Source organism: Plantibacter sp. lyk4-40-MEA-4 (genome assembly GCF_030209415.1).
GTDB classification, from domain to species: domain Bacteria; phylum Actinomycetota; class Actinomycetes; order Actinomycetales; family Microbacteriaceae; genus Plantibacter; species Plantibacter flavus_A.
Map to the genome: position 1 here is coordinate 238,095 of NZ_JARVSA010000002.1, position 23,569 is coordinate 261,663.

Consider the following 23,569-nt stretch of genomic DNA (forward strand, 5'->3'; position numbering starts at 1 on the left):
GTCAGCCCTCTCGGACGCGCAGCGCGACGCCGCCGCCGAGGTCGATGACGGTCCCGACGATCACCGGTGTCGGCTCCCCTGGTCGGAGGGACTGCGGTGCCTGACCGGGCAGGACGACCTGCGTGCCGTTCCGCGAGTGGAGGTCGGTGACGACGACCGTGCCGCCCTCGACCGCGACGCGCACGTGGCTCCGCGAGATGTCGTCGCCCGTGAGCGTGACGAGTGTCGGGACGACGGACGCCGGGACCTGCGAGACGCTCGGCGCCCGGCCGAGGACGACGGGCGAGGCGAGCGATTGGCGAGTGCCGCCGGGGAGTTCGAGATACGTGAGCGGGGTCGCCGACGGCGTGGACGACCGGGCAGGCGGGGTCTCGGCCGCTCGACGCGCACGCAGCGCGGCGAGGTCCTCGGCGAGGATCGTGTGGCCGTCGTGGTCGCCGAGGTCCGATGGTCCGGCTGCCGCGGGTTCCGGCGCGGCGACCGCGGTGGCTGCCGCCTGCTGGTGCGCCGACTCCTCGGCCGCCGCGCGTTCCGCGTCGCCGGCCTCGTCGACCGCCGCCGCACCGACCGGTCGGAGCACGGTCTGGCCGAACAGGAAGTCATAGCCCTCGTCGACGGGCTCCTCCGGGGTGGAGTGGGTCTCGTCCGGGTCGTCCTCGTCGTGGAAGAACTGGGTGTCGGAGACGGACGGCACGACGTGGAGCGACTGCGCCGGCTCGATGTGCGCCACCGGGGTCGCCTCGTCGCCGTCCGTCCCGTCGTCCGTGTCGTCTGAGGTCGCCGGGGACGCAGCGGGCTCGGCGGGAGCCGGGACGGGCGGGGCCGCGAGCTGCTCCGCCGCCGTCGGCGCATCGGTGGACGATTCGGTCGACCGGCGCTCGTCGCTGGTCGGAGCGGCGACGGAAGCCGTGGACTCCTCGTCGAGGGTCGCCGTGATGGACGTCGTCCAGACGGCTCCCGACCCGAGCGGGAGTCGCACGCCGGACGGGTTCGGCTGGTCGCTCCGGAGCGTGACGCTCACCGCGTCCGCGTGGTGTTCCTCGACCCAGGTGGTGGCGCGGGCGCCCAGGACCGTCTCGGTCCCGGCGGCGCTCGTCACGACGGCCGCGGCGAGCCCGCGCACGATGACCGTCGCTCCCGATCCGTCCCAGACGGCCGCGGCGAACGCGGGCGTGTTCGAGAGACCACCGGCGGCGAGGCGGTCGACGATCAACGACAGCGACGCGTCGCCCGGGAGGTCTGCGGCGAATGCTGCAGCGGCGGTGTCGTCGCCCTGGGCGTCGACCAGCACCAGCCTGCCGGGCCCCGCCACAGCGAGCCAACGGCGGACCTCGGCCGGTTCCATTTCGTACGAGTACACGGCCACTCCTCTAGCCTCGCGGCATCGTCTCTTCAAGATACCCGAGACCACCCGCGTCATCGTAGCCGGGGCCGCTGGACATCAGCGAGGTCGACACGACGTCGACGACCAGTGCGGTCACGTTGTCCCGCCCACCGGCGGCCAGCGCGAGCTCCACGAGGCGGTCTGCCGCTCCCTCGAAGCCCTGCGACAGGACCTCGGCGATCCGCTCGTCGGACAGCTCGCCGGTGAGCCCGTCGGAGCAGAGCAGGAACCGCTGCCGCCCGACGACGGGAAGGAGCCAGACGTCCGGGTCGATGCCGGCCTCGACGCCGATCGCCTTCGTCACGATGTTGCGATCGGGGTGTTCGCGCGCCTCCGCCTCCGTGATGGAGCCGGCGTCGACGAGTTCCTGCACGGCCGAGTGGTCGACGGTGATCCGACGGAGTGCGCCGTCGGCCCAGGTGTACACCCGGGAGTCCCCCACGTTGAACACCATCCAATGGAGGTCGGTCTGCGGCGACAGCGCCACGAGCGCGAGGCCCGCGACGGTCGTGCCGATGACCCCGTTCGGCGTGGGGATGCCGCGGATGACCGCGTTGGCGGCGACGATCGTGGTCACGACCGCCTCGGTCGTCGTCGGGATGCCGATCGGGATGCCACGTTCGAGCGCCGCCGCGACCTCACGGCTCGCGACCTCGCCGCGTTCGTGCCCGCCCATGCCGTCCGCAACGACGAAGGCGGGCGCGCCGGCGTAGAACGCGTCCTCGTTCAGGCGTCGGACCAGCCCGGTGTCGGTCCGCCCCTCGCTGCGCAGGGTGTGCGTGGACCGCGCGGTCTCGATCGTCGTCATCCCGCACCGCCCAACTCGGCGGGGAGGGTCGGTACCTCACCCGGCCAGCTCCCGTACCTCGCGTCGAGATCGGAGCTCGAGAGCTCCACCGAATCGCCACCGGCGTACTGCTCGGAGGAGATGTCCAGCGTCGCGAGGATGGCGATCGTCGACTCGACGGTCTGCCCGGGGGCGTCGAAGGCGAATCGCACGAAGCGCCCGCGGTCGACCTCGTCCTGAGAAGCGAGCTGCGCGAGGGAGTAGTCGACGAGGGCACCGGGGTCGCCGGTGAAGGCGTCGGTCGCCGAGAGCGTCGCGGTGACGTACGCCGTCGTGCCGTCCCAGGCGCGGGCGGCCTTGAAGCCTGCCCCGGGGATCTCGGCGACCGCTTCCTCGACCGCGGCCAGTGTCCGGTCCGGGCTGCGGGCCGGGGTGCGTTGCGCCGTCGGTGCTGCGGTCCCGCAGGCGGTGAGGAGCCCCAACAGGACGACCGACACGGCGCCGGATCGGACGATGGTGCTGATGCGCATGGAAGGCCTCACGGTCGGGAACGGGCTGCGGACGGGCGACCCGGTGTCGGGCCGCGCTCGATCATCTCCGCGTAGGACTGTAGTCGGTCACCTGTTGATCACCGCTGAAGAAGCCGCTCGCCGAGTCCAGGTAGGCGTCGACGCTCGGGTCTCCCGACGACGACGTCTGGTCGGCCATCATCTCGTACCGCTGCGCGTTGTGGGCACTCGCGATCCCCGGATCCTGCTCTTCCGGGTTGACGCCGCCCAGTCTCGGGGCGTCACCCTGGACCGTCGTCCAGTTGGCCGAGTCCGGGTTCCCCTGTCCGTCGAGCCGGGCGACCGGATCCTCGTTGAACTCCATCGAGAGGACCTGCACGTCATCGGGGATGTCGAAGCGTGCGATCGGCGAGCCCGCCGTGACGACGTGCGTGACGTTGTATCCGAAGTCCGGGTCCGAAGCCAGCGACCCGGCCGTGATCCCGCCGAGGCTGAAGCCCTCGAGCATCACCGGGTCTGTCGGCGAAATGCCGGCGGCGGCCATCGCGTCCCTCACCGCCTGGCCGAGCGCCGTCTGTTCACCCTGCATGGCGGCGATGTCCGAGGTGAGGTCGTTCGAGATCGCGCCACCGTGCGGATCCCAGACCTGCGTGCTCGGGATCTGCACGATCCAGCTCGGCGGCGGTCCGGCCGACTGGATCACGCGGATGTTGCTGAGCTCCTCCTCACCCTTGTCGATGTCCGCCGAACCCTGCAGGAGGTCGCCGAGGTCGGTGACGGTTCGGTCCCGAGGCACGGCGAGTGGCTGTGAGGGGTCGTCGGGATCCATGGCGAGGCCGCCCTGGCCGTCGTCGAAGAGGCCGAACCGGCCGCCACCGGTGGCGATGGCGTCGATCGCCTGCTCATAGGTGAGCGGCGGCCAGCCCTGGCCGGTGACGACCGACATGAGTCCGTTGAAGCCGGGCAACAGCCCGGGGAGGAAGGTGAGGCCGGCCAGCAGGCCTGGGGCGCCGTCCGTGAGGATGTCCTCGATCCACGCGTTGTCGCCCAACCATTCGTTGGCCGCCTGACCTGCGATCGGAGCGAGTTCCTGCAGTCTCGCGAGTGCGTCCGCATACGTCGCGGCGGTCCGATCGATGACCTCCTGCGGTGAGTAGGCGGCGATCGAGTTGGCGGTGAACAGTCCCGCGACGCCGGCCGGCGACAGCAGCAGCCAGGGGTTGTCGCCGATCTGGTCCAGCGTCTGCTGGGCGCCCTCGACGAGCGAGTCGACACCCTCGACGACGATGTTGACGCCTGCCACGGTGAGCATCCACGCCCCGCCCACCACCGCCACGCCCGCCGCTGCGACGAGGCCGACCGGCACCGCGAGGACGCCGATGACGAAGGCAACCCCGTTGTGGAGGGCTACGGTCGCCGCGGCGATCAGCTGGTCGGCGGTCTCGTAGGCGACCACGGCGCCCTCGAGGAAGACGGCGGAGACGCCGGTCTCGGTCGCCACGAGGAGCAGGGAACCGGAGGCGAGGACGATGGCGCCTTCCGCGGCCGCCCCCGTCACCGGGGACAGGATCATGGACTCGAGCAGGTCGCCGTCGACCGCCTTCGCAGCGGCCGTGCCCGAACGCCCGATCAGCTCGGTCGACAACGCGGCGAGTTGCTGCGCCTGCAGTCGCATGTCGTCGAGCCTCGCGCCGACGCCGCCGGCTCCACCGGAGACCGTGATGCCGCTCATGCCCGTGCTCCCTGGATGGTCGCGGCGATCGCCAACACCTCGGCGACGATGTCCGCGCGACGGACCGCCCGGATCGAGACCCGGGTCCCCTCGGCGACGGCGGACGGGTCCATGCCTACCGAATCGATGTCCGGGGTGTCGACCGACACGGCGACCCAGCCGTCGGCACCACGGAGCCACGTGTCCGTCCACCGTCTCATGGGCTCCCCGCTCCGAGAGAGCGCGTCGAGCCGGAAGCCGCCGTCGATCCGCCGCGCGACACCGCCGAGGAGCACCGCGGCCTCCGGGCTGTGGAGCTGTTCGACGACCGCGCCGACGACGTCAGGTCGGTCCTGGCGGAGCGCGAGGACGAGCGCCTCGGCGTCCGCGAGCGGGAGGACGACCACGTCGGTCGAACGACCCCGCACGTCCGGGACGTCGTGGAGCGCGGAGAGGGGCCGCAGGAGTTGCTGGGCCAGCCCGGCGGTGTCGAAGGCGCGGATCTCGACGGCGTCCTCGTCGCGCGCGGCCGTGCCGTGCTCGGCGACGGACGCGTCCGAGTGGTCGACCCGCTGCGTCCGCAACAGCGCCAGGGCGTGCGCGCCGATCACGGAGACGGACTGGATCGCCGTCCGGTCGAGGGTCCAGCAGGAGGCGTCGACGGCCGCCGTCGCGAACTGCGGCATCGACAGGAAGGCGGCGAAATCGGGATCGACGTCGGCGGTGAGGTCGTCCGGGAGGCTGTCGTCGCCGCGGGCGAGGAGTCGCCGCTCCCGGAGCCGCGCGACGGCTCGCTGCTCGCGCTCACGGACGTCGGCGGGCGACACCTCCGAACCCCATTCGGTGTGGAAGGCGGGTGGCAGCACGATGTGCGGGGTGCGGTGCTCCAGGACGTGGAGTTCGTCGGCGGTCAGCAGGAAGGCTGCCGCGGCCGGAGCCGGGCGGGTACGGGTCATGGGCATCAGGGGGTCCATCCTCGGCTGCGGTAGAGGTCTGCAAGGTCCAACCAGCTGCGGTCACCGGGTGTCGGCAGCGATGGCGTGGAGGCGACGATGTCCTCGGCCTGGTGCACGAGGAAGTCCGGAACCTCCTGGCCGAAGAACTCGAACACCTTCGCGGCACCGTCCTTCACGGTCTCGACCGCACCGGAGACGAGGTTCACCGCGTCGTTCCAGCGGTCGCCCACCCAGCGCGCGGCGTCCTCGATGAGCTGCTTCACGTGTTCGACGGCGGTCGCGTGCGCGTCGAGTTTGTCGGCGGCGTCGTCGAGCTGCGTCGCCGAGTTCTCGAGCGAGACCGCCCGGGTGCCGAGCTGCTCGATGAAGGTCTCCGCCGCGGTGGAGGTCCACGCGAGCTCGGCCGCCGAGCGGAGGTCTCCGGCACGGCCACGGACCTCGGTCGCGAGGGTTCGGAGCTCCGTCGCGCGGAGGCGGATCTGTTGGGTGTCGCCGTACACTGCTCGCTCCTCGTCGGGTGATGCTGCCTCGCTGTCGCCGTGGGTCGCCTTCGCCGGAAAAACCGCGCGCCCTCACCGACACGTGGTCGGGAGGGCGCGCAGAGCGAAGCCGACGGTGGTGACTACTGGCCGGCGCCGGCAGCGAGCGCTGCGTCGGTCTGCTCGAGCGTGGTCACAGCGTTGTTGAGGTAGCCCGACAGCTTGTCGAGGTGCTGGATCGTGACCGTCGCGCTCTGCGTGAAGGCCGTGTAGGTCTCGTTGAAGGTGCCGGACGCGGTGTCGGTCTGGAACCCGGAGGACACGAGGTTGTTGATGAGGGTCTGGAGGCGGTTGAGCGTGGTCTCGACCTCGCCCTTACCCGTCGTCAGGTTGACGGCGGCCTGCTTGATCTCGCTGTAGTTGACGTTGATGTTGGCCATGAGTCTTGCTCCTTCGTTGTGGTCACCGGCACCGTCGGTGCCTTCATCATGTAACCACAACGCCTCGCGGGAGCACATGGGGAGCACTCCCCATGCAGTCCCCATCCGGGGACGACGCCGCTCAGGCGACGGGGAACTCGGGCGCGATCGGCAGCTGCACGCGCGACAGCGCACCGCGGTTCGCGTACATTCCGCGCCCCTGCGGGAAGTCCTTGCGTGCGAGCCGGGGGAAGGTCGTCCGGAGGACGAGATCGCCCTCCATCTGCTCCGGCTGCAGCAGGATGCCCCGCCTGGCGCTCTTGATCTCACCCATGAGCGGCCAGGACGACGACCAGCCCGACACCTCGTTCTCGGCGATCACGAGGTGGTCGCTGCGCTTGATGGCCTTGATGAGCTCCACGAGCGGCGGGTCGGCGATGCCGTTGAGGTAGTCCGACAGCGTCTCGATGACGACGACCGTCCGGCCGGTCACCGTCTCGGCCGCGATCGCCGCGGACAGCGCCTTCGCCTGCTCGGCGATCGTCTCGGGGGTGACGGCCGACTCGTCGAAGCGCAGCTCCCGCAGCAGTTCCGAGCGCTTGGAGCCGAAGTAGACGAAGCGCGTCGCCGGATCGAAGCGTCGCATGGCGCCGACCAGGGATGCGACGGCGTTCGTCCGACCGCTGCCGGGAGGGCCGCCGACGAGGAACGCGCCGGTCGGGTCGAAGCCGATCGGTGCGAGGTCGGCGTCGCCGATGCCGAGTACGGGGCGGTCGCCGACGCGCTCGGGCAGCTCGCGCGCCTCGATCTCCTTCGGCAGTGCGCCGATCGGCGGGGCCGTGATCGTGGCTCCCGCGCGGGACATGGCCTCCGCGAGCCGGACCGTCGCGACCGACTGGTCCGACAGCACCGGCGAACCGCCGAGGATCGCGACCTGGACCTCGAGGCCGTCGACGATCGCCCGGCCGGCGGGCGACTCGGGGCCGAGGATGTCCTTCGGCACCCCGAGGAGCTGGTAGCCGGTCTCGTCGGCGAGGCGCAGCACCACGCGTCGCTGCACACCGGAGCTGATGTTCGTCGGGACGGAGCCCGGGCGGTCGGCCGAGAACGCGATGTTCACGCCGAGCTGCCGGCCGTCGGTGATGAGCTGCTGGAACAGCGTGTACCAGGAGGACAGGCCGAGCGTCGTCTCGTACTCCTGCCGGAAGGACTGGAAGCCGTCGACGAGCAGGAGGATGCGGCGCTCGTCGTTGCGACCCGAGACGCGGCGGTAGTCGGTGATGGAGGACGCGTTCGCCTCGGCGTACCGGACGCTGCGCTCGTCGACGATCTCCTTGATCCGGCGGAGCAGTCGGATGACGCGCTCCTGGTCGTCGCCGGGGATGATCGATCCGACGTGCGGCAAGGCCTCGAGCATGCGGAGGCTGCCCGCGCCGAAGTCGAGGCCGTACACCTCGACCGGACCGCCACGCGGCGTGATGCCGGCCGCCGTCGCGAGGGTCCGCAGGACGGTGCTCTTGCCCGAGCCACCGGTGCCGAACACGGCGATGTGGCCGTCGACGTCCGGCCGGAAGTAGACCGGACGCTGCTCCTGCGAGTCCGGGAGGTCGGCGACACCGATGAGGAGTTCGGCGTCGGACCGCTGACGGAGCTTGCTGAGGTCGTAGACGGGCGCGAGCTCGTCGAGCCAGGGTCGTCGCGGCGCCGGGATGGACGCACGGTCGGCTGCGGCGATGATGCTCGCGACGAGCCGCTGCTGGTCGGTGGGGCCGAGGTCGCGCTCCTCCTCGGCGTCGGCCGCGCGGGGCTCCTCCCAACGCGTCTCGCCGCCGAACCGGAGCTCTCGGACCTCGATGTCGGAGCGCTTGGGCTCGTCGCTCGTCCAACCGCCCGCGTAGCCCGACTGGAAGATGCTCAGGCGGCCGGGGCCGGTCTTCGCGATGCCACGCCCAGGCACGCCCGGGTCGAAGTGCGCCGCGTCCTTGACGCCGACCACGTCCTGGCTGTCGGACTCGTCGGCCATGCGCAGTGCAACACGGAGGTTGGTGTTGGCGCGCAGGTTGTCCTTGATGACACCGGCGGGCCGCTGGGTCGCCATGATGAGGTGGATCCCGAGGGAGCGACCGCGCTGGGCGATGTCGACGACGCCGTCGACGAACTCCGGGACCTCGCCGACGAGCGCCGCGAACTCGTCGATGACGAGGACGAGGGCGGGCGGCGAGTCCGGGTCGCCGCGCTTCTCGAGCTCGAGGAGGTCCTTGGCCTTCTTCCGGTTGAGCAGGTGCTCACGGAAGTGCAGCTCGGCCCGGAGGCTCGTGAGCGCCCGGCGGACGAGGTGCGGGCTGAGGTCGGTGACGAGTCCGACGCAGTGCGGGAGCGTCACGCAGTCCGCGAAGGCCGAACCGCCCTTGTAGTCGACGAAGAGGAACGAGACGCGGTCGGGGCTGTACTCGGCCGCCATCCCGAGCACCCAGGCCTGCAGGAACTCGCTCTTACCGGCACCCGTCGTCCCGCCGACGAGGGCGTGCGGGCCCTGGGATCGGAGGTCGAGGTGCATGGCGTCGACACCGCCCGATCCGACGGTCGCGCGCAGCTGGCCGGCCCGGCGGGGCTTCGGCGGGAGCCCGGGCGTGCGGTCGTGGATGGACGAGTTCTGCCGCCAGCGGTCGACCACGGCGTCGCTCGAGGTCGTGAGCTCCGGCCCGAGCAGCGTCACCATCGACACCGACCGCGGGAGGTCGCTCGAGTCCTCGACGAGGGCACCGGCGTCGATCACGGACGCCATGCGCCTGGCGTAGTCGAGGGCGGTCACGGGGTCGACGAACTCCGGGCGGGCGTCGTCGACGGAGTAGCCGAGGCGGACCATGCCGACCGTCGCCGGTGCGTCGACGCCGGCGCCGGCCTCCGGGACCTGCAGGAAGGTGCGGCAGGCGGCCGGCAGCGAGACGACGTCGTCGGCGATCCAGATCGGGAAGACGCCCGCGTCCGCCGCGATCTCGGCGAGCTGGACGAGGCGTGCGCGGTCGACGCCGACGTCGTCGGAGATGAGCAGGACGATCGCGGGGATCGGGGACTTCGTGCCGGTGTCGTTGGAGCTCTTGGTCCCGATCTCCGCGCCGCGCTCCTGGGCGGCCTGCTTCTCGGAGATGGCTCCGCGTCGGGCGTCGCCGGCCCTGGCCGCCTGCAGGCGGGTCTGGACGAGTTCCTCGATCGCTGCCAGGAGCAGGTTGCCGCTCGACACGCTGTCGGCGAGGTGGCCGACGTCGAGCGGGCTGTTCGGCGACGACGCGTGCGGGAGCCACTTGACCCAGGAGAGGGCGTTCGACCACGCGGGCGAGACGATCGCCGAGACAACGACCTCGGCCGGCGAGTGGAGGGCGGTGAGCTGCACGAGGATGCCGTTCACCGCTCCCCCGGCGGTCTGCGGTGAACCGGCGATGCCGAGCGCGCCCGCGTCGTAGAGGTTGTCGATGATGGGGACGTCGGCGACGGTCGCGTACTGGTCTTTGAGCTTCTCGAGCCGTTCCTGGAACTCCGGCAGGAAGCTGTCGCGGGCCTTCGCCGAGACCTCGTTCCTCGACGGCATCGTGCCGACGCCGAGCCGGAGGTTCAGGAAGGACCAGTGCTCGGGGCGCCTGGTCCACAGCAGTGGCCCACGCGTGAGCGCGTGCTTGAGCGCCTCCGAGGTGGACGGTGCCTCGCGCATGCGGACGTCGTGCTCGATCTCCCGCTCGGCCGCGAGCTGCTTGCCGAGGGACTCGAGCCGCTCGTCGAAGATCTTGATCTGCTGCTTGAGCTTCCGCTTGTTGCGCCCGCGACCGGTGAAGTAGTTGCCGATGAGCATGAGCGGCGTCATGGCGATGAAGATGAGCGACAGCGGGTTCTTCGTGAAGAAGTACATCGCGCCGCCGAGGAGCATCGGCGTCAGCATGCCGAGGAGCGGGAACGGCTGGTTCTCACGCTCGGTCGGCGGCTCGGGGGCGGGGAAGGTCTCCCCCGCGTAGCGCTGTTCGACCCGCGGCGACCGGTTGAAGTAGACCGGTCCGGCCTTCGGGACGACACCCGCGCGACCGACGGTCCCGGCGAAGCCGATCTCGACCTCGGTGTCGCCGATGAGCACGCGCTCGGGTTCGATGACCTTGAGTCGGGGCACGATGCCGCCGTCGACGACGATGCCGTTGGCCGCGCCGAGGTCGACGAGTTCGATCTCGCCGCCGACCTCGAGCCGCGCGTGCCGCTTCGAGACGAGCGGGTCGTCGAGGACGATGTCGCAGCTCGCCTCGCGACCGATGGTCCAGCTGCCGGCCGGCAGGGTGAACTCACGGCCCGCGTCGTCGCCGGAGAGGACCCGCACCACCGCGACGGCCGGCGCCTGACCGGTGCGCGCCGCGGAGTAGTAGACGCCCGCGTCGGCGAGCTCGATGACGGCACCCGAACCGACCCACGCCTCGCCGATCGGGGCCTCCGGCGGGAGCGGGAGGGTCTCGGTCGAGCCGGGAAGGCGGGCGTGCAGCGTGAAGTCGGCGTTCGCGGAGTCGGGCCCCTGCGGGTCGACGCGCGCGATGGTCGACGCGACCTCCGCGATGCTCGCCGCCGCGTCCGTCGTCACGACGATGTCGGCGGACGAGCCCGACGGCCTGGTCAACGTCAGCTTGATGCGCATGCAGGATCCCCTTGGAAGTGCGGGTCGCTCGGCGCGACCCCGATCAGCCTAGCGAGCGTCCGGTTCTGCCCTGACGATGTCGTCGATCGAGGTGACGCCGCTCGGCGTCGGCGCCGGATCGAACACCCCGACCGGCAACTCGGTCTGCGAGCAGTCCAGATCGGCGCCGGCGGTCGACATGACACGGATCGATCCGCTTGCTTGTTCGAGGCGGTAGGTGATCCCGACCGCTCCGAACGACGGTGGCGGTGTTCCAGCGTCGTTCGCCCACTTTGTCGCCAGGCAGCCCGTGACCTCCGCCTTCCCGGATCCGTCCGCATCGACGACCACCGGGGTGAATGGCCAGGGACCTGGCAGGAGACGAGTCACCTCGCCGGCGCTCACGGTACGGACCGCTGATGCTGACAGTCGATCACGAAGATCCGGCCCGGTCGTGTCCACGAGCTGCTTGATCGTGAAGTCGTTGCGATTTCGGGCGACCGCCTGTGCCTCGAGCGAAGCACGGACGGCCATCACCCATTCCGAGTCTGCGAATTCAGTCGGGGCTCCACCGTCCCACCGCACGTCGGGATACGGCTGTGGCTGCTGTGGCGGAGGCGTACAGGCGGTCAAGGACATGAGGAGCGCCGCGAGCAGGGCGACACCGCCAAGACGACTACCGCTGGCCATGTGCGTTGAACGCTGCATAAGCATTCGAGTAGTCGCCCTGCAGTTCTTCGATGTCCCGATGAGACAGCAGCTCGTCGAACGCGTCCATGGTGTCGGGATCCGAGGCCCAAGCGAACTGCTCCTCAGGATCCATGGTGGAGGGATCCGGCATGCCGGCCGGCTGCAACGTGTCGTAGAGGAACAGACCGAGCGTGACCGCCGCCGCGCGTTCTCGAGGGATCTCGAGCTCGCCCTGCTGGTTGAGGAGTTGTTGTTCGGCCGCGCCCCATGTCGACAGCCCGACGTCCTTGGCCGCCCCGACGAGCTGACCGGTCACGTACCCTGATCCGCTGCTGACCAGGTGATCGATGACAGCATCGCCGGTCACGCCGACGAGCTTGTCCAGTCCGGGGATGGGGAGGAAGCCGACGCCCGTCTCGACCAGCCCGAGCGCACTCTCGACTGCGGCATCACGATCCGCCGCTGCATCCAGGGCTACACCGTCCGTCGACCCGTCGAGGAGGCCCTGCAGCGCCATGATGCGCTTCGACGCCTCACCCGGGTCGGACAGCCCTGTCTGCACGGTCGCGCTCAACGTCTCCTGATAGTGGGCGACGACGGTGTCGAGGGCTGCGGCTCCGGCGTCGTTCTGGCCTGCGACACCGAACACCTTCGCCAGCGCCTCCTTGGACAGGTTCGCGTAGTCGAACTCGTCGAGTCCGTCGATGCCGAACATCGAGGAGGGGTTCGTGCTCGGCATGTCCTCGCCCTCGATCCCGATGGGCTCGCCCGCGATGGGACGCTCGATCAGACCGGGGAACTGATAGGACAACGCTTCGACGAGCTTGACCGCACCGAGGTCGGAGATGGAATTGCCGTCGAACGCGTCGTTCCCGGGCACGTACTCACCGACCTCCGCGTCACGGGGGTTGCCGACGAGGCGCTCGATGACATCGTGTGAGAGCGTGGCGACACGCGTGTACGCATCCGGGTCCGCACCAGCAGGGTCGGCGGGGCCTCCGGGGATCGACTCGGCTCCAGCCCACAGGGCGAGGACGCCTTCGAATCCGTCGAGTCCAGAGTCCCGGCGACCGAACCAGTACTCGAGACGGTTCGCGCCGAGCTCATTGCTCTCGTAGGGCTCGTCCGGGTACAGCGGCGCGTCGCGGTACGGGTCCTGCTCCGTCGAGGTCAGCCAGTCCATGGCGGCCTCGGGGTACTCACCCAGCGTGCTGAAGACCCGCGAGGTCCAGTCGCCCAGGCGGTTGACGTCGTAGCCGGCCTGCTCCGCCTCGGCGAGGCTGAGGAAGCCGCCGGGGCCCATGACGCCCTGTGCGGGTCCGTACATGCCCTCGTGCGCGCCGGGCAGACCGCGCTCCATCTCGTCGGCGATGTTCGCGAGACCGACCGTCGTCGTCTCTCCGATCGGGTTGTCCTGTTCGTCGCCGAACAGGAACGCGAGGCTCGTCCAGCTCTCCGTGCCATGAACGGACGCGGAACCGTCGTAGAGCTCCTGCGCGAAGTTCTGGCCGACCGCGTCAGTCCAACGCTGGGATCCGACGGACAGACCACCGCGGACGGACTGGGCAAGGAGCAGCGCCGCTGCCGGGGTCATCCATCCGTTCGCACCGGCGTCGTCGATGCGGCTGATGAGCGAGATGAGGTCCTCGCCGCCGAGCGCCAGATTCATCTGCGCCATGACGGACGGGTCGTTGCCGTAGAGCGCGTACAGCGACTGCAGCTGTGCCGCGAGATCGGTCTCGAACGTGCCGTTCCCGAGTTCGGCCGCCATCTCCGCCATGCCGCGGGCGACGGCGGACGGGGTGAGGTCGGATGCGGAGGTGATGCCGATGGCCGCGAGGGCGGCCTGCTGCCGGTCCCAGTTGTCACCACCCGGTGAAGACAGCGCCGACGCGAGCGCATCGTCGGCGGCCTGGCGCTCTTCCGACAGGGCGTCGAGGAGGCGCTGCGCGCTCTGCCGATCGGCGACGGCCGCCTGGTGGACCTGGTCGCGCTGCATCTGCTGCTCGGGCGTCGGCCCACCCATCGGGTCGAGATAGGTCTGGTTGGCGGAGATGTTGGCCTGGAAGATCATCTCGGTGTAGCTCGTCGCACGGGTCTTGATGTCGTCGACCGTGGTCGTGTACGTGGCGATCGCGTCGCGCACCGCAGCCATCGCCGGGGTGATCGCGTCGATCTTGCCGATGGGGGTCGAGAGGGAGGACACCCAGGCGGTCGCGGCGTCGCCGCTCCAGATGGCGTCTGAGATGCCACCCTGAGCGGTGACCGCGACCGTGCGTGCTTCGGTCAGACTCGTCTCGGTCGTCTGGATGGTCGTCGCAGTGGTGCCGAGCGCGCCAGAGTCGATCCGCCCCGGATCGTCAGCAGTCCAGTTGGCCATCAGCCCTCTCCTCCCGGGTTCAGTTGTGCGTCGGTCTGCTCCCAGGCGGTCACGATGTCGCTCGCCGCGCGACCGGCCTCGACCATCGCTCCGCCGGCGAGGGCCACGTGCACGGAGATGTACATCGCGAAGCTCTCCGCCGCGGCGGTCACCGTGCTGCTGCAGCTGCCGGAGAAGTCGAGCGGGACGTTCTGCGGCAGGCCGGACCCGCTGGGTGTCAGTGGTGCGGCGACGGCCAGGATCTGGTCCCCGTCGACGACGAGTGGTTGCTCGCTCATCATTCCCCTTCGTGACACCGGCGCAGTGGACCTGCGCCGCCCGCCGATGGCTCCTCAGCGGGTACGTCGTTCAGCGTAACCGAGAGCGCGGGTGACGACGATGGGGAGCACTCCCCATGCCCCGGAGGCCCGTCAGCCGACGACGACGCGGATCGGGAACTCGCCGATCCCGATGGTCGACCCGGCTTCCGCGACGTAGGCCTCGCCCGGCTGGCAGACGGTGACCGCGCCGGACGCGTCCGTGATCGTCGTGCCGTTCGTGGAGTGCAGGTCCGTCACGCGGAGCGACCGTCGTCCGGGTACGACGACCGTGTGCGTCTTCGAGACGGACATGCGCGGGTCGACGAGCGAGCGCAGCTCGGCGTCGGGCTGTTCGGGCCGCGCCGCAGGGTTGCGTCCGAGCAGGATCGGCCCGCGGAGCGGGATGCGCTCGCCGTCGGGCAGCTCGAGCGCGAAGTCCCCCGCTCGCAGCGATGCGGAGACGACCGTCGCGCCGAGGTCGGCATGGGCCGGCGCCTGCTCGGTGGCGCGCGCCGAGGCACCGGCGGGCGCGTCGGGCGCTTCCGGTGCGATCGGAGCGCCGGCGATCAGACCCGGGGGCACGGTGATCTGCAGCTCGGGCGGGACGGAGGACGTCGACGCGGCCGGAGCGCGTGTCTGGGTGGGCGCTGCCTGCGGCTCACGGAGCGGTGCTGCAGGAGTCGGTGGCTCGACGACGACTGGCGACGGCACGGGCGCGGAACTCGACGGGGTCGGCTGTGGTTCGGGAGCCCCTGTGGCGGGAGTCGGGACCCCGATCACCGGTGCCTCGGGAACGGCGGGTTCGGGGGCCGGAGGCTCGGCGGCCGGTGTGTCGGAGGCCGGCGCCGGATCGGCATCCCTCGGGATCGCGACGTCGGGGGCCGTCGCCGGGGACGGGGTCGACGCGTCGGTCACTGTCTGAGACCAACCCGCGGAGACCGGTCCGCCCATGACGGGCATGTTCGCGAGTGTCGCCGCAGGCCCAGCGTCGGCGCTGGTCGGTGCTTCCGCCGGACGCGGAGCGAGCTCGGTGCGCGTGCCGTGCACGCGCAGGGTGGCTGACGCGCCGGGATCGGACTCCGAGACCAGCTCGGCGAGCGCGCGCAGGAAGCTCAGGAACGGCTCCTGTCCGAGCAACGAGCGTTGACGCCGGCGCTTCTGGACGCCGTGCTGCATGATGAAGGTCGCCGCCGCCGTACCGCGTGCGGACGGGGCGGTCGTGATCGCGAACGCGAGCAGTGGCGCGGGGTCGTCGACCGAGACGACCCGCAACCGGATGTCCGCGCTCGTACCACCGTCGATCGCGACGTAGTGCCTGGTCTGCTGAGCCTGCTCGCCTGAAGCGGTGACCGCACGTTGGACGAGGGCGACGACGTCGTCGGCGGTCCCCGCGAGGTCGAGATCCAGACCGGTGTCGGTCAGGTCGGGTGATCTCATCGGTGGTTCCTCCCCAAGCGCCGTCGGCCGACGACGGCAACGGATCGATTATCGCCTACGCCGTCGCCCTCGTGGGGAGGGACGGGCGGCGCACCTCGCGAGCGGTCCCGGGTGGACGTCGCATCGGCTCACCGCGCGTCGTGCTCCCAGGGCCAGCGCGGGGTCGGGCGCCGCCCGGTCGACGACGTCGCGACAGCGGCGGCCGCGAGGACGATGACGAGCGCGAGCACACCCACGGTGACCGAGAACGGTCCGGTCAGCGTCGTCACCGCGAAGGCGGCGGCGTCCGCTCCGTCCCGGCTGGCGATCGCGTCGAACACGCCGCCGCTCACCCCGTAGGCGAGCCAGGCGAGGAGCCCCGCGAGGACCGCGGAGCCGACCGAGACGCGCAGCGGTGTGCGGCGCGTCTCACGGATGATCGCCCAGAGGACCACGATCGTGGCGACCACGACCATGAGCGGACCGGTCAGCGGGCCGGCGTCCCGGTCGGTCACGACGTCGAGGTCCGCCAGCAGGCTGATGAACCCGAAGGCGCAGACGACGAGCGCCACGTAGGTGACCGCTGCGAACGGGGCGACCCACCAGGGGCCACGTGCTCCGTCCGCGTCACCGGTCATGCTCAGCGGGCGGTCGTCGGTCCGGCTTCGAGGACGCGCTCGTACTCGGCGCGGGCCTCGATGTTCGCCTCGCGCACCTTGCGTCCACGGGCGGCGATCCAACCACCGAGCCAGACGGGGATCTCACGGGCGACGACGAAGGCGAGGACCGGCCCGAAGGTGAAGGCGACACCGGTGACCTCGGCGAGGATCTCGTCGATGCTGAGCGTCCACGCGCGCTCCTGGATCAGGAACCCGCCGACCCACGCGAGGAAGACGACCAGGCCGATGATGAAGCCGCCGAGCACCCAGTGCACCCAGCCGGAACGGTTCACGATGGTCGCGGTGACGACCCAAGCCAGGAAGAAGCCTGCGGCGGCCATGAGGAACGGCCAGCTGGTGGCGATCTGGATGAGGTTCTGGACGAACGTGCCGTCGCCTTCCAGCACCAGCTGGAGGCCCGCGACAGCGGCCGCGTAGAGGCCGGCGAAGATGATGGTGCCGAGGAGACCGATGAGGATGCCGAAGCCGCGGTTGCCGCGGACCTCCGGCTCGGACGGCGCCTGGACGTACAGCGGGAAGGCCTGCTGCTGCTCGGTCTCCGCGGCGGTGGCGGTCGCGGTCGCGCCGGAGCGGGCGACCGGCTCGTATGCGGCGGCGGGGTACGGGTGGGCACCGGTGTCGGCCTGCCGGGTGGTCGAGGTCGAGGTCGGGGTACCGGCCGTGTCGTCGTCGTCGAAGTCGATGTTCGAGTACGCACGCTGCGGCGTGTGCGGCTGGTAGGGACGCGTCTCGCGCACCCCGGCGTCCGAGGCCGTGTCGGCGCGGTCTGCGACCCGGCGGTCGTCGACGACCGGGTCCGCCCCGACGCCGTCCGCCCTGGTGATGGTGTCCTGCTGCACGGTGTCCTCGGAGAGGATGTCCCGCTCGGCCACGGGCCGCTCGGCCGCGGGCTGTTCGGCCGCGGTCGTGGGACGCGCGGAGCCAGACGCGGTCTGGGCAGCCGCCGGAGTGCTCGGGTCGGTGGGCCATCCGGGCTCGGGGTTCTGGGTGCTCATCGCGTACTCCTTCGGCGGAAGCCAGTTCAGGAGCGCCCTCACGGCGCTCCGCTCGCCACGGTAGCAAGCCGGGACGCGGATGCCCGGCAACCTCGCCGGGACTCGCTCACTCCCGTCGACCCGATTCAGGTCCGATTCATATCCGGAGGAAACGGTCCCCTCAGCTCCGTGCGGTTGGGTGGGAGTTCGAACAGCCATCTGTCGGATCACTGCCGATCCCGCGACGCCGATCCCCCACGGCGTATCCCCCGGAAAGGCCCCATGCCCGAGCAACTCCCCCACGACCGTCACGTCGATTCCCGCTCCCCCTTCGGGCGGCTCTCCTCCCGCTACCGCGCCCTCCCCCTGCGCGCGCGACGCGTGGTCGCTGGCACCGCTGCCGGAGCCGTCCTCCTCCTCGCCACCGCGGTGATCACCCCGATCGCGCTGCAGCACTCCGACGCGACCGGATCCGAGCCGGCCGCGCAGGCTCTGGGCGGGACGACGTCCACGGTCCCGGCCTCCACGGTCAACGCCACGGCGGTCACCGCGATCTCCGCCACGACCGGATCCGTCGCAGGTGGGAGCACCCTGACCGTGAGCGGTGTCGACGTGGACGGCGTGACCCGCGTCGTGTTCGGCGAGGAGGAAGCCCGGATCCTGTCGGCTACGAGCACCGAGGTGACCGTCGCCGTGCCGGCGGCCACCGGCTTCTCGCCCGCCGACGTCGGCATCGCCGTCTACGCGGACGAGCTCCGGGTCGACGGTGACGCGCTGAGCTACAGCTACGACATCACGAGCCCCGTCGACGCGCAGATGGCCTACGTGTTCACGCACTGGAACGACTACAACCTGGCTGAATACGGCTCCCTGGTCGACACCGACTGCGCGAACTTCGCCAGCCAGAGTCTGCTGGAACGCGGGTGGACGATGGACGAGGACTGGTGGGCCGAGGGTACCGGCGACGACTTCGACTTCTCGAAGGCCTGGGTCAGCTCGACGTTCTTCATGAACTACGTCGAGGAGCACCCCGAGCTCGCCACCGCTCTCGACGACACGCAGCGCGACCAGGTCAAGGTCGGTGACATCGTGCAGTTCGACTGGGACAACAGCGGGGACCGCGACCACACGGGCATCGTGTCGAAGGTCGAGACCACCGACGCCGGCACCCAGGTGTACTACGCGGGACACACCGACGACACCGACTACCGCACCGTGGACGAGGCGATCACCGTCATCCACCCCGGCGCCTCCGTGTACTACTGGAGCATCGCCTAGCTGGTCCCGCCCGGTTCACAACTCAGGGCAGCGCCGGCGCGCCGACCCGACTCACCGCCTCGTGAGCGGGACACACCGCGCGCGTCCTGAGTTGCGAACGGGAGGACCTGTCAGGCGGGGAACAGCGTCGAGACGATGGTCTGCGTCCAACCGGTGATAGCGACGTTCGCCCAGCGGGTGGCCACCCAGGTGCCGTCGCGGAGGAAGTGCCGTTCGCCGGAGGTGTTGCCCGAAGGGTCATCGCGCTCGGTGAAGCACATCGTTCCGCCCGTCTCCTCGGAGCAGGTGAAGCCGGCCTCGTTCATCCGCGCGATCGCCGCCGCTTGCACATCTGCCCCCGCCCAGGCCACGTTCGTCAGGATGAAGACCTCGCCGGCGCCGCTGGCCTTGTTGAGATCGCACGTGAGTCGGTCCGTCGGGGTGAGCAAGGCCACCAGCGCGTCGTCGTTCGACCCGAAACTCTCGGACAAGGTCGGCTGCGCCCAGGCTGGATTCAACTCCAGGAAACCGTCAGCGGTGAGTGACTCGATGTAGCCGTCGGGGAAGAGCTGCGTGCACTCGGTCGGACGCACCGGCGCAGCGGGCGTCTCCGCGGCGTCGGTCGCGGTCGGAGCAGGAGAGGAGCCGGCGGTCGCCGTCGCACTCGGTGTACGGGTCGAGTCGGCGGCAGGGGTACCGCCCGGGCCGACGACCAGGAGCCCGATGACCACGACGAGCGCGATCGCCAGCACACCGGCGAGCACGCTCAAACCGATGACCACGCGATTGCGCTTCCGCCGGGGTGCCGGAGCACCGTAGCGGACGTCTGGCTGCGCCGGAGTCGCGTCCGGCTCCAGCGGCTGGAACTGGCCGGTGGGCTGCTCGGGCTGATCACTCATCGGACCAGCATGTCGTGCGGAGACCCGCCACACAACTCACCGGTACTCGATTCGTTCGCCCAAGAATGGGCGAACGAGCGCTTGTTCGCCCAAGAATGGGCGAACGAACGACGGAGGGCCCGTCCCGATCGAGAAACGATCGGAACGGGCCCTCCGGGTGAGTCGTTCAGCCCTAGTTGTAGTTACCGGGGGTGAAGTCGTCGGAGCTGAAGCTGTCGAAGTCGACGAAGCTCAGGTCGGACTCGTTGAACGCGCCGTCCTCACCGAAGATGCGGTTCGGGTAACGCTCCGCCTTCGCCTCCTCGGTGGCCTCGACCGTCACGTTGCGGTAGCGCGCCAGGCCGGTACCGGCCGGGATGAGCTTACCGATGATGACGTTCTCCTTGAGGCCGACCAGCGGGTCGCTCTTGCCTTCCATGGCGGCCTGCGTGAGGACACGCGTGGTCTCCTGGAAGGAAGCGGCCGACAGCCACGACTCGGTCGCGAGGGACGCCTTGGTGATACCCATGACCTCCTGGCGAGCCGATGCGGTGCGACGACCCTCCGACACGGCCGAGCGGTTGAGCTCGGCGTAGCGCAGGCGGTCGACGAGCTCGCCGGGCAGCAGGTCGGTGTCGCCGTGGTCGACCACGGTCACCTTCCGCAGCATCTGGCGCACGATGACCTCGATGTGCTTGTCGTGGATCGGGACACCCTGCGAGCGGTACACGCCCTGGACGCCACCGACGAGGTGCTTCTGGACCTCGCGGACGCCCTGCACGCGCAGCACCTCCTTGGGGTCGACCGCACCGACGTGGATCTTCTGACCGAGCTCGACGTGCTGTCCGTCCTCGACGAGGAGGACCGCGCGCTTCAGCACCGGGTAGACGACCGGCTCGTCGCCGTTGTCGGGCGTCAGGATGACCTTACGAGCCTTGTCGTTCTCGTCGATCGTGATGCGACCGGCGGCCTCGGCGATCGGGGTCGCACCCTTGGGGGTACGAGCCTCGAACAGCTCCTGCACGCGGGGCAGACCCTGCGTGATGTCGTCCGCCGATGCCGAACCACCCGTGTGGAAGGTACGCATCGTCAGCTGGGTACCGGGCTCACCGATCGACTGGGCCGCGATGATGCCGACGGCCTCGCCGATGTCGACGAGCTTGCCCGTGGCGAGCGAGCGGCCGTAGCAGGCTGCACACACACCGACGGTCGACTCGCAGGTCAGGACCGAGCGCACCTTGATGTTCTCGACACCCGCGGAGACGAGCTTGTCGATGAGCACGTCACCGACGTCCTCGCCGGCCTCGGCGACGACCTCACCCTTCGGGCCCACCGCAGCAGCGGCCAGCGAACGGGCGAACACGGAGTTCTCCACGTTCGGGTCGCGCACGAGCTCACCCGAGCTGTCGACGTTCGCGATCGCGAGCTCGAGACCCTTGGTCGTGCCGCAGTCGTCTTCGCGGATGATGACATCCTGCGAGACGTCGACGAGACGACGCGTGAGGTATCCCGAGTCGGCGGTACGGAGCGCCGTGTCGGCCAGACCCTTACGAGCACCGTGGGTCGCGATGAAGTACTCCGCGACCGACAGGCCCTCACGGTAGGAGGAGATGATCGGGCGAGGGATGATCTCACCCTTCGGGTTGTTCACCAGGCCTCGCATACCCGCGATGTTGCGGATCTGCAGCCAGTTACCACGAGCACCCGACGACACCATGCGGTTGATGGTGTTGTCCGCCGGGAAGTTCGCGCGCATGGCCTCGGCGACCTTCTCGGTGGCCTCCGTCCAGATCTTGATGAGCTCCTGACGACGCTCGGCATCCGTGGTCAGACCCTTGTCGAACTGGCTCTGGACCTTGGCGGCCTGCTTCTCGTAGCCCTGCACGATCTCGCGCTTGTTCGGCGGGGTCAGGACGTCACTGAGCGCAACGGTCACACCGGAACGCGTCGCCCAGTGGAAACCGGCGTCCTTGATGTTGTCGAGCGTGGCCGCGACGACCGTCTTCGGGTACCGCTCCGCGAGGTCGTTGACGATCGAGGACAGCTTGCCCTTGTCCGCCACGTCTTCCACGTAGGGGTAGTCCGCCGGCAGCGCCTCGTTGAAGAGTGCGCGACCGAGGGTCGTCTCGACGAGTGCGACACCCGAGCCCTCGTAGCCCTCAGGACCCGTGCCCTCGGCGAACGTCACGTCGGTCAGACGGATGCGCACCTTGGCGTTGAGGTCGAGCGAGCCCTGGTCCTTCGCGAGGATGGCCTCGGCGACGGACGAGAAAGCACGGCCCTCACCCTCGACACCCTCCTTGAGGGTGGTCAGGTGGTGGAGACCGATGATCATGTCCTGCGTGGGCAGGGTGACCGGACGGCCGTCGGACGGCTTCAGGATGTTGTTCGACGCGAGCATCAGGATGCGCGCCTCGGCCTGGGCCTCGACGGAGAGCGGGAGGTGGACAGCCATCTGGTCGCCGTCGAAGTCCGCGTTGAACGCGGCGCAGACGAGCGGGTGCAGCTGGATGGCCTTGCCCTCGACGAGCTGAGGCTCGAACGCCTGGATGCCGAGACGGTGCAGCGTTGGCGCACGGTTCAGCAGCACGGGACGCTCGCGGATGATCTCCTCCAGCACGTCCCAGACCTCGGGGCGGCTGCGCTCGACCATGCGCTTCGCGGCCTTGATGTTCTGAGCGTGGCTCAGGTCGATCAGGCGCTTGATGACGAACGGCTTGAAGAGCTCCAGCGCCATCTGCTTGGGCAGACCACACTGGTGCAGCTTCAGCTGCGGGCCGACGATGATGACCGAACGGCCCGAGTAGTCGACGCGCTTGCCGAGCAGGTTCTGGCGGAATCGACCCTGCTTCCCCTTCAGCATGTCGCTGAGGGACTTCAGGGCACGGTTGCCGGTACCGGTGACGGGGCGACCACGACGACCGTTGTCGAACAGTGCGTCGACGGCCTCCTGCAGCATCCGCTTCTCGTTGTTGACGATGATCTCGGGAGCCCCGAGGTCGAGCAGACGACGCAGACGGTTGTTGCGGTTGATCACACGACGGTAGAGGTCGTTGAGGTCGGAGGTCGCGAAGCGGCCACCGTCGAGCTGCACCATCGGGCGGAGCTCCGGCGGGATGACCGGGACCACGTCGAGGACCATCGCCGCCGGCGAGTTGCCGGTGATGAGGAACGAGTTGACCACGCGCAGACGCTTGATGGCGCGGATCTTCTTCTGACCCTTGCCCTCCGCGATCTGGTGGTGGAGCAGCTCGGACTCGGCCGCGAGGTCGAAGGACAGCAGGCGCTTCTTGACCGCCTCGGCACCCATGTAGGCCTCGAAGTACAGGCCGAAGCGGTCCTGCAGCTCGTGGAACACGGAGTCCTCGGGCTTGAGGTCGCCGACCTTGAGGTTGCGGAAGTCCTCCCAGACGCGCTCGAGGTGAGCGATCTGCTCGTCGTAGGACTTGCGGGTCTGGCTCATCTCCTTCTCGGCGGCGTCCTTGGTGCGACGCTTCTGCTCGCTCTTGGCGCCTTCCTCCTCGAGGGCGACGAGGTCGTCCTCGAGCTTCTTCAGGCGGTCTGCGATGCGCGAGTCGCGCTGGTCGCCGAGGGTCTTGATCTCGAGACGGAGCTCGTTCTCAAGGCCGGGCATGTCCTGGTGACGTGCGTCCTCGTCCACATCGATGACCATGTAGGCCGCGAAGTAGATGACCTTCTCGAGGTCCTTGGGCGCCATGTCCAGCAGGTAGCCGAGGCGCGAGGGGACACCCTTGAAGTACCAGATGTGCGTGACCGGGGCGGCGAGTTCGATGTGGCCCATGCGCTCACGGCGCACCGACGACTTCGTGACCTCGACACCGCAGCGCTCGCACACGATGCCCTTGAAGCGGACCCGCTTGTACTTGCCGCAGGCGCACTCCCAGTCGCGGGAAGGACCGAAGATCTGCTCACCGAACAGACCGTCCTTCTCGGGCTTGAGGGTGCGGTAGTTGATGGTCTCGGGCTTCTTGACCTCTCCGTGCGACCAGGCACGGATGTCGTCTGCGGTGGCCAGACCAATGCGAAGCTCGTCAAAAGTTGTGACGTCGAGCAATGTATCTCCTATGAAAGGTTTCGTCAGTCTCTA

General features: G+C 69.8%; 17 protein-coding genes. 1 reads left to right on the forward strand and 16 read right to left on the reverse strand.

The features are described from left to right. Position 1: 1 nt before the first annotated feature. The 14 genes from QRN44_RS03235 to QRN44_RS03300 all read right to left on the reverse strand — a co-directional run bounded on the left by QRN44_RS03235 (position 2) and on the right by QRN44_RS03300 (position 17,347). Positions 2 to 1,360 (reverse strand): FHA domain-containing protein, encoded by a 1,359-nt coding sequence (locus QRN44_RS03235; RefSeq protein ID WP_285038246.1) that lies wholly within the window; start codon positions 1,358 to 1,360, stop codon positions 2 to 4. Between the two features lie 10 nt (positions 1,361 to 1,370). Further along, positions 1,371 to 2,192, reverse strand: a complete 822-nt coding sequence (locus QRN44_RS03240) for a PP2C family protein-serine/threonine phosphatase (RefSeq protein ID WP_064296716.1) — start codon at positions 2,190 to 2,192, stop codon at positions 1,371 to 1,373. Continuing rightward, positions 2,189 to 2,701, reverse strand: a complete 513-nt coding sequence (locus QRN44_RS03245) for a hypothetical protein (protein ID WP_121289630.1) — start codon at positions 2,699 to 2,701, stop codon at positions 2,189 to 2,191. The genes QRN44_RS03240 and QRN44_RS03245 overlap by 4 nt, the downstream gene beginning before the upstream one ends. 61 nt (positions 2,702 to 2,762) lie before the next feature. Further along, positions 2,763 to 4,412, reverse strand: a complete 1,650-nt coding sequence (locus QRN44_RS03250; protein WP_285038247.1) for a hypothetical protein — start codon at positions 4,410 to 4,412, stop codon at positions 2,763 to 2,765. Continuing rightward, on the reverse strand, positions 4,409 to 5,353 hold the full coding sequence (locus QRN44_RS03255) for a hypothetical protein (RefSeq protein ID WP_285038248.1): 945 nt from the start codon (positions 5,351 to 5,353) through the stop codon (positions 4,409 to 4,411). The genes QRN44_RS03250 and QRN44_RS03255 overlap by 4 nt, the downstream gene beginning before the upstream one ends. Beyond that, complete coding sequence (locus QRN44_RS03260; protein ID WP_175116279.1) at positions 5,353 to 5,847, reverse strand: hypothetical protein; 495 nt, start codon at positions 5,845 to 5,847, stop codon at positions 5,353 to 5,355. Before QRN44_RS03260 ends, QRN44_RS03255 begins: the two co-directional genes overlap by 1 nt. A gap of 122 nt (positions 5,848 to 5,969) precedes the next feature. Further along, the gene (locus QRN44_RS03265) at positions 5,970 to 6,266 is read right to left on the reverse strand and encodes a WXG100 family type VII secretion target (protein ID WP_056008215.1); all 297 of its coding nucleotides are present in this window, start codon (positions 6,264 to 6,266) and stop codon (positions 5,970 to 5,972) included. A 121-nt stretch (positions 6,267 to 6,387) separates the two neighbouring features. Then, positions 6,388 to 10,908: a type VII secretion EssC family protein gene (locus tag QRN44_RS03270; RefSeq protein WP_064296721.1), complete on the reverse strand. Its 4,521-nt coding sequence runs from the start codon at positions 10,906 to 10,908 to the stop codon at positions 6,388 to 6,390. Between the two features lie 48 nt (positions 10,909 to 10,956). Beyond that, the gene (locus tag QRN44_RS03275) at positions 10,957 to 11,088 is read right to left on the reverse strand and encodes a hypothetical protein (RefSeq protein ID WP_285038249.1); all 132 of its coding nucleotides are present in this window, start codon (positions 11,086 to 11,088) and stop codon (positions 10,957 to 10,959) included. A gap of 475 nt (positions 11,089 to 11,563) precedes the next feature. Continuing rightward, positions 11,564 to 13,957 (reverse strand): hypothetical protein, encoded by a 2,394-nt coding sequence (locus QRN44_RS03280; RefSeq protein ID WP_064296723.1) that lies wholly within the window; start codon positions 13,955 to 13,957, stop codon positions 11,564 to 11,566. Then, entirely contained in the window at positions 13,957 to 14,235 is a 279-nt protein-coding gene (locus QRN44_RS03285; protein ID WP_139205334.1) for a hypothetical protein, read from the reverse strand. Before QRN44_RS03285 ends, QRN44_RS03280 begins: the two co-directional genes overlap by 1 nt. A 132-nt stretch (positions 14,236 to 14,367) precedes the next feature. After that, entirely contained in the window at positions 14,368 to 15,693 is a 1,326-nt protein-coding gene (locus tag QRN44_RS03290) for a hypothetical protein (protein ID WP_285038250.1), read from the reverse strand. A 128-nt stretch (positions 15,694 to 15,821) separates the two neighbouring features. Then, positions 15,822 to 16,310: a DUF6121 family protein gene (locus QRN44_RS03295; protein WP_079001681.1), complete on the reverse strand. Its 489-nt coding sequence runs from the start codon at positions 16,308 to 16,310 to the stop codon at positions 15,822 to 15,824. Positions 16,311 to 16,312: 2 nt separating this feature from the next. Next, the gene (locus QRN44_RS03300; protein WP_285038251.1) at positions 16,313 to 17,347 is read right to left on the reverse strand and encodes a hypothetical protein; all 1,035 of its coding nucleotides are present in this window, start codon (positions 17,345 to 17,347) and stop codon (positions 16,313 to 16,315) included. A gap of 261 nt (positions 17,348 to 17,608) precedes the next feature. On the opposite strand from QRN44_RS03300, the gene QRN44_RS03305 reads away from it, so the two are divergent. Beyond that, positions 17,609 to 18,604 carry an amidase domain-containing protein gene (locus QRN44_RS03305; RefSeq protein ID WP_285038252.1) on the forward strand — a complete coding sequence of 332 codons (996 nt, stop codon included), beginning with the start codon at positions 17,609 to 17,611 and terminating at the stop codon, positions 18,602 to 18,604. 110 nt (positions 18,605 to 18,714) lie between these two features. On the opposite strand, the gene QRN44_RS03310 is transcribed toward QRN44_RS03305, so the two are convergent. Together QRN44_RS03310 and QRN44_RS03315 are read right to left on the reverse strand one after the other, a co-directional pair. After that, positions 18,715 to 19,482, reverse strand: a complete 768-nt coding sequence (locus QRN44_RS03310; protein WP_285038253.1) for a hypothetical protein — start codon at positions 19,480 to 19,482, stop codon at positions 18,715 to 18,717. 172 nt (positions 19,483 to 19,654) lie between these two features. Beyond that, complete coding sequence (locus tag QRN44_RS03315) at positions 19,655 to 23,536, reverse strand: DNA-directed RNA polymerase subunit beta' (protein ID WP_064296730.1); 3,882 nt, start codon at positions 23,534 to 23,536, stop codon at positions 19,655 to 19,657. Positions 23,537 to 23,569 lie beyond the last annotated feature (33 nt).

Coding starts and splice junctions, on each gene's coding strand:
- QRN44_RS03280 (WP_064296723.1), bottom strand. CDS start 13,957: ATGGCCAACTGGACTGCTGACGATCCGGGGCGGATCGACTCTGGCGCG.
- QRN44_RS03245 (WP_121289630.1), bottom strand. CDS start 2,701: ATGCGCATCAGCACCATCGTCCGATCCGGCGCCGTGTCGGTCGTCCTG.
- QRN44_RS03255 (WP_285038248.1), bottom strand. CDS start 5,353: ATGCCCATGACCCGTACCCGCCCGGCTCCGGCCGCGGCAGCCTTCCTG.
- QRN44_RS03290 (WP_285038250.1), bottom strand. CDS start 15,693: ATGAGATCACCCGACCTGACCGACACCGGTCTGGATCTCGACCTCGCG.
- QRN44_RS03240 (WP_064296716.1), bottom strand. CDS start 2,192: ATGACGACGATCGAGACCGCGCGGTCCACGCACACCCTGCGCAGCGAG.
- QRN44_RS03285 (WP_139205334.1), bottom strand. CDS start 14,235: ATGAGCGAGCAACCACTCGTCGTCGACGGGGACCAGATCCTGGCCGTC.
- QRN44_RS03275 (WP_285038249.1), bottom strand. CDS start 11,088: ATGTCGACCGCCGGCGCCGATCTGGACTGCTCGCAGACCGAGTTGCCG.
- QRN44_RS03270 (WP_064296721.1), bottom strand. CDS start 10,908: ATGCGCATCAAGCTGACGTTGACCAGGCCGTCGGGCTCGTCCGCCGAC.
- QRN44_RS03295 (WP_079001681.1), bottom strand. CDS start 16,310: ATGACCGGTGACGCGGACGGAGCACGTGGCCCCTGGTGGGTCGCCCCG.
- QRN44_RS03250 (WP_285038247.1), bottom strand. CDS start 4,412: ATGAGCGGCATCACGGTCTCCGGTGGAGCCGGCGGCGTCGGCGCGAGG.
- QRN44_RS03305 (WP_285038252.1), top strand. CDS start 17,609: ATGCCCGAGCAACTCCCCCACGACCGTCACGTCGATTCCCGCTCCCCC.
- QRN44_RS03310 (WP_285038253.1), bottom strand. CDS start 19,482: ATGAGTGATCAGCCCGAGCAGCCCACCGGCCAGTTCCAGCCGCTGGAG.
- QRN44_RS03265 (WP_056008215.1), bottom strand. CDS start 6,266: ATGGCCAACATCAACGTCAACTACAGCGAGATCAAGCAGGCCGCCGTC.
- QRN44_RS03300 (WP_285038251.1), bottom strand. CDS start 17,347: ATGAGCACCCAGAACCCCGAGCCCGGATGGCCCACCGACCCGAGCACT.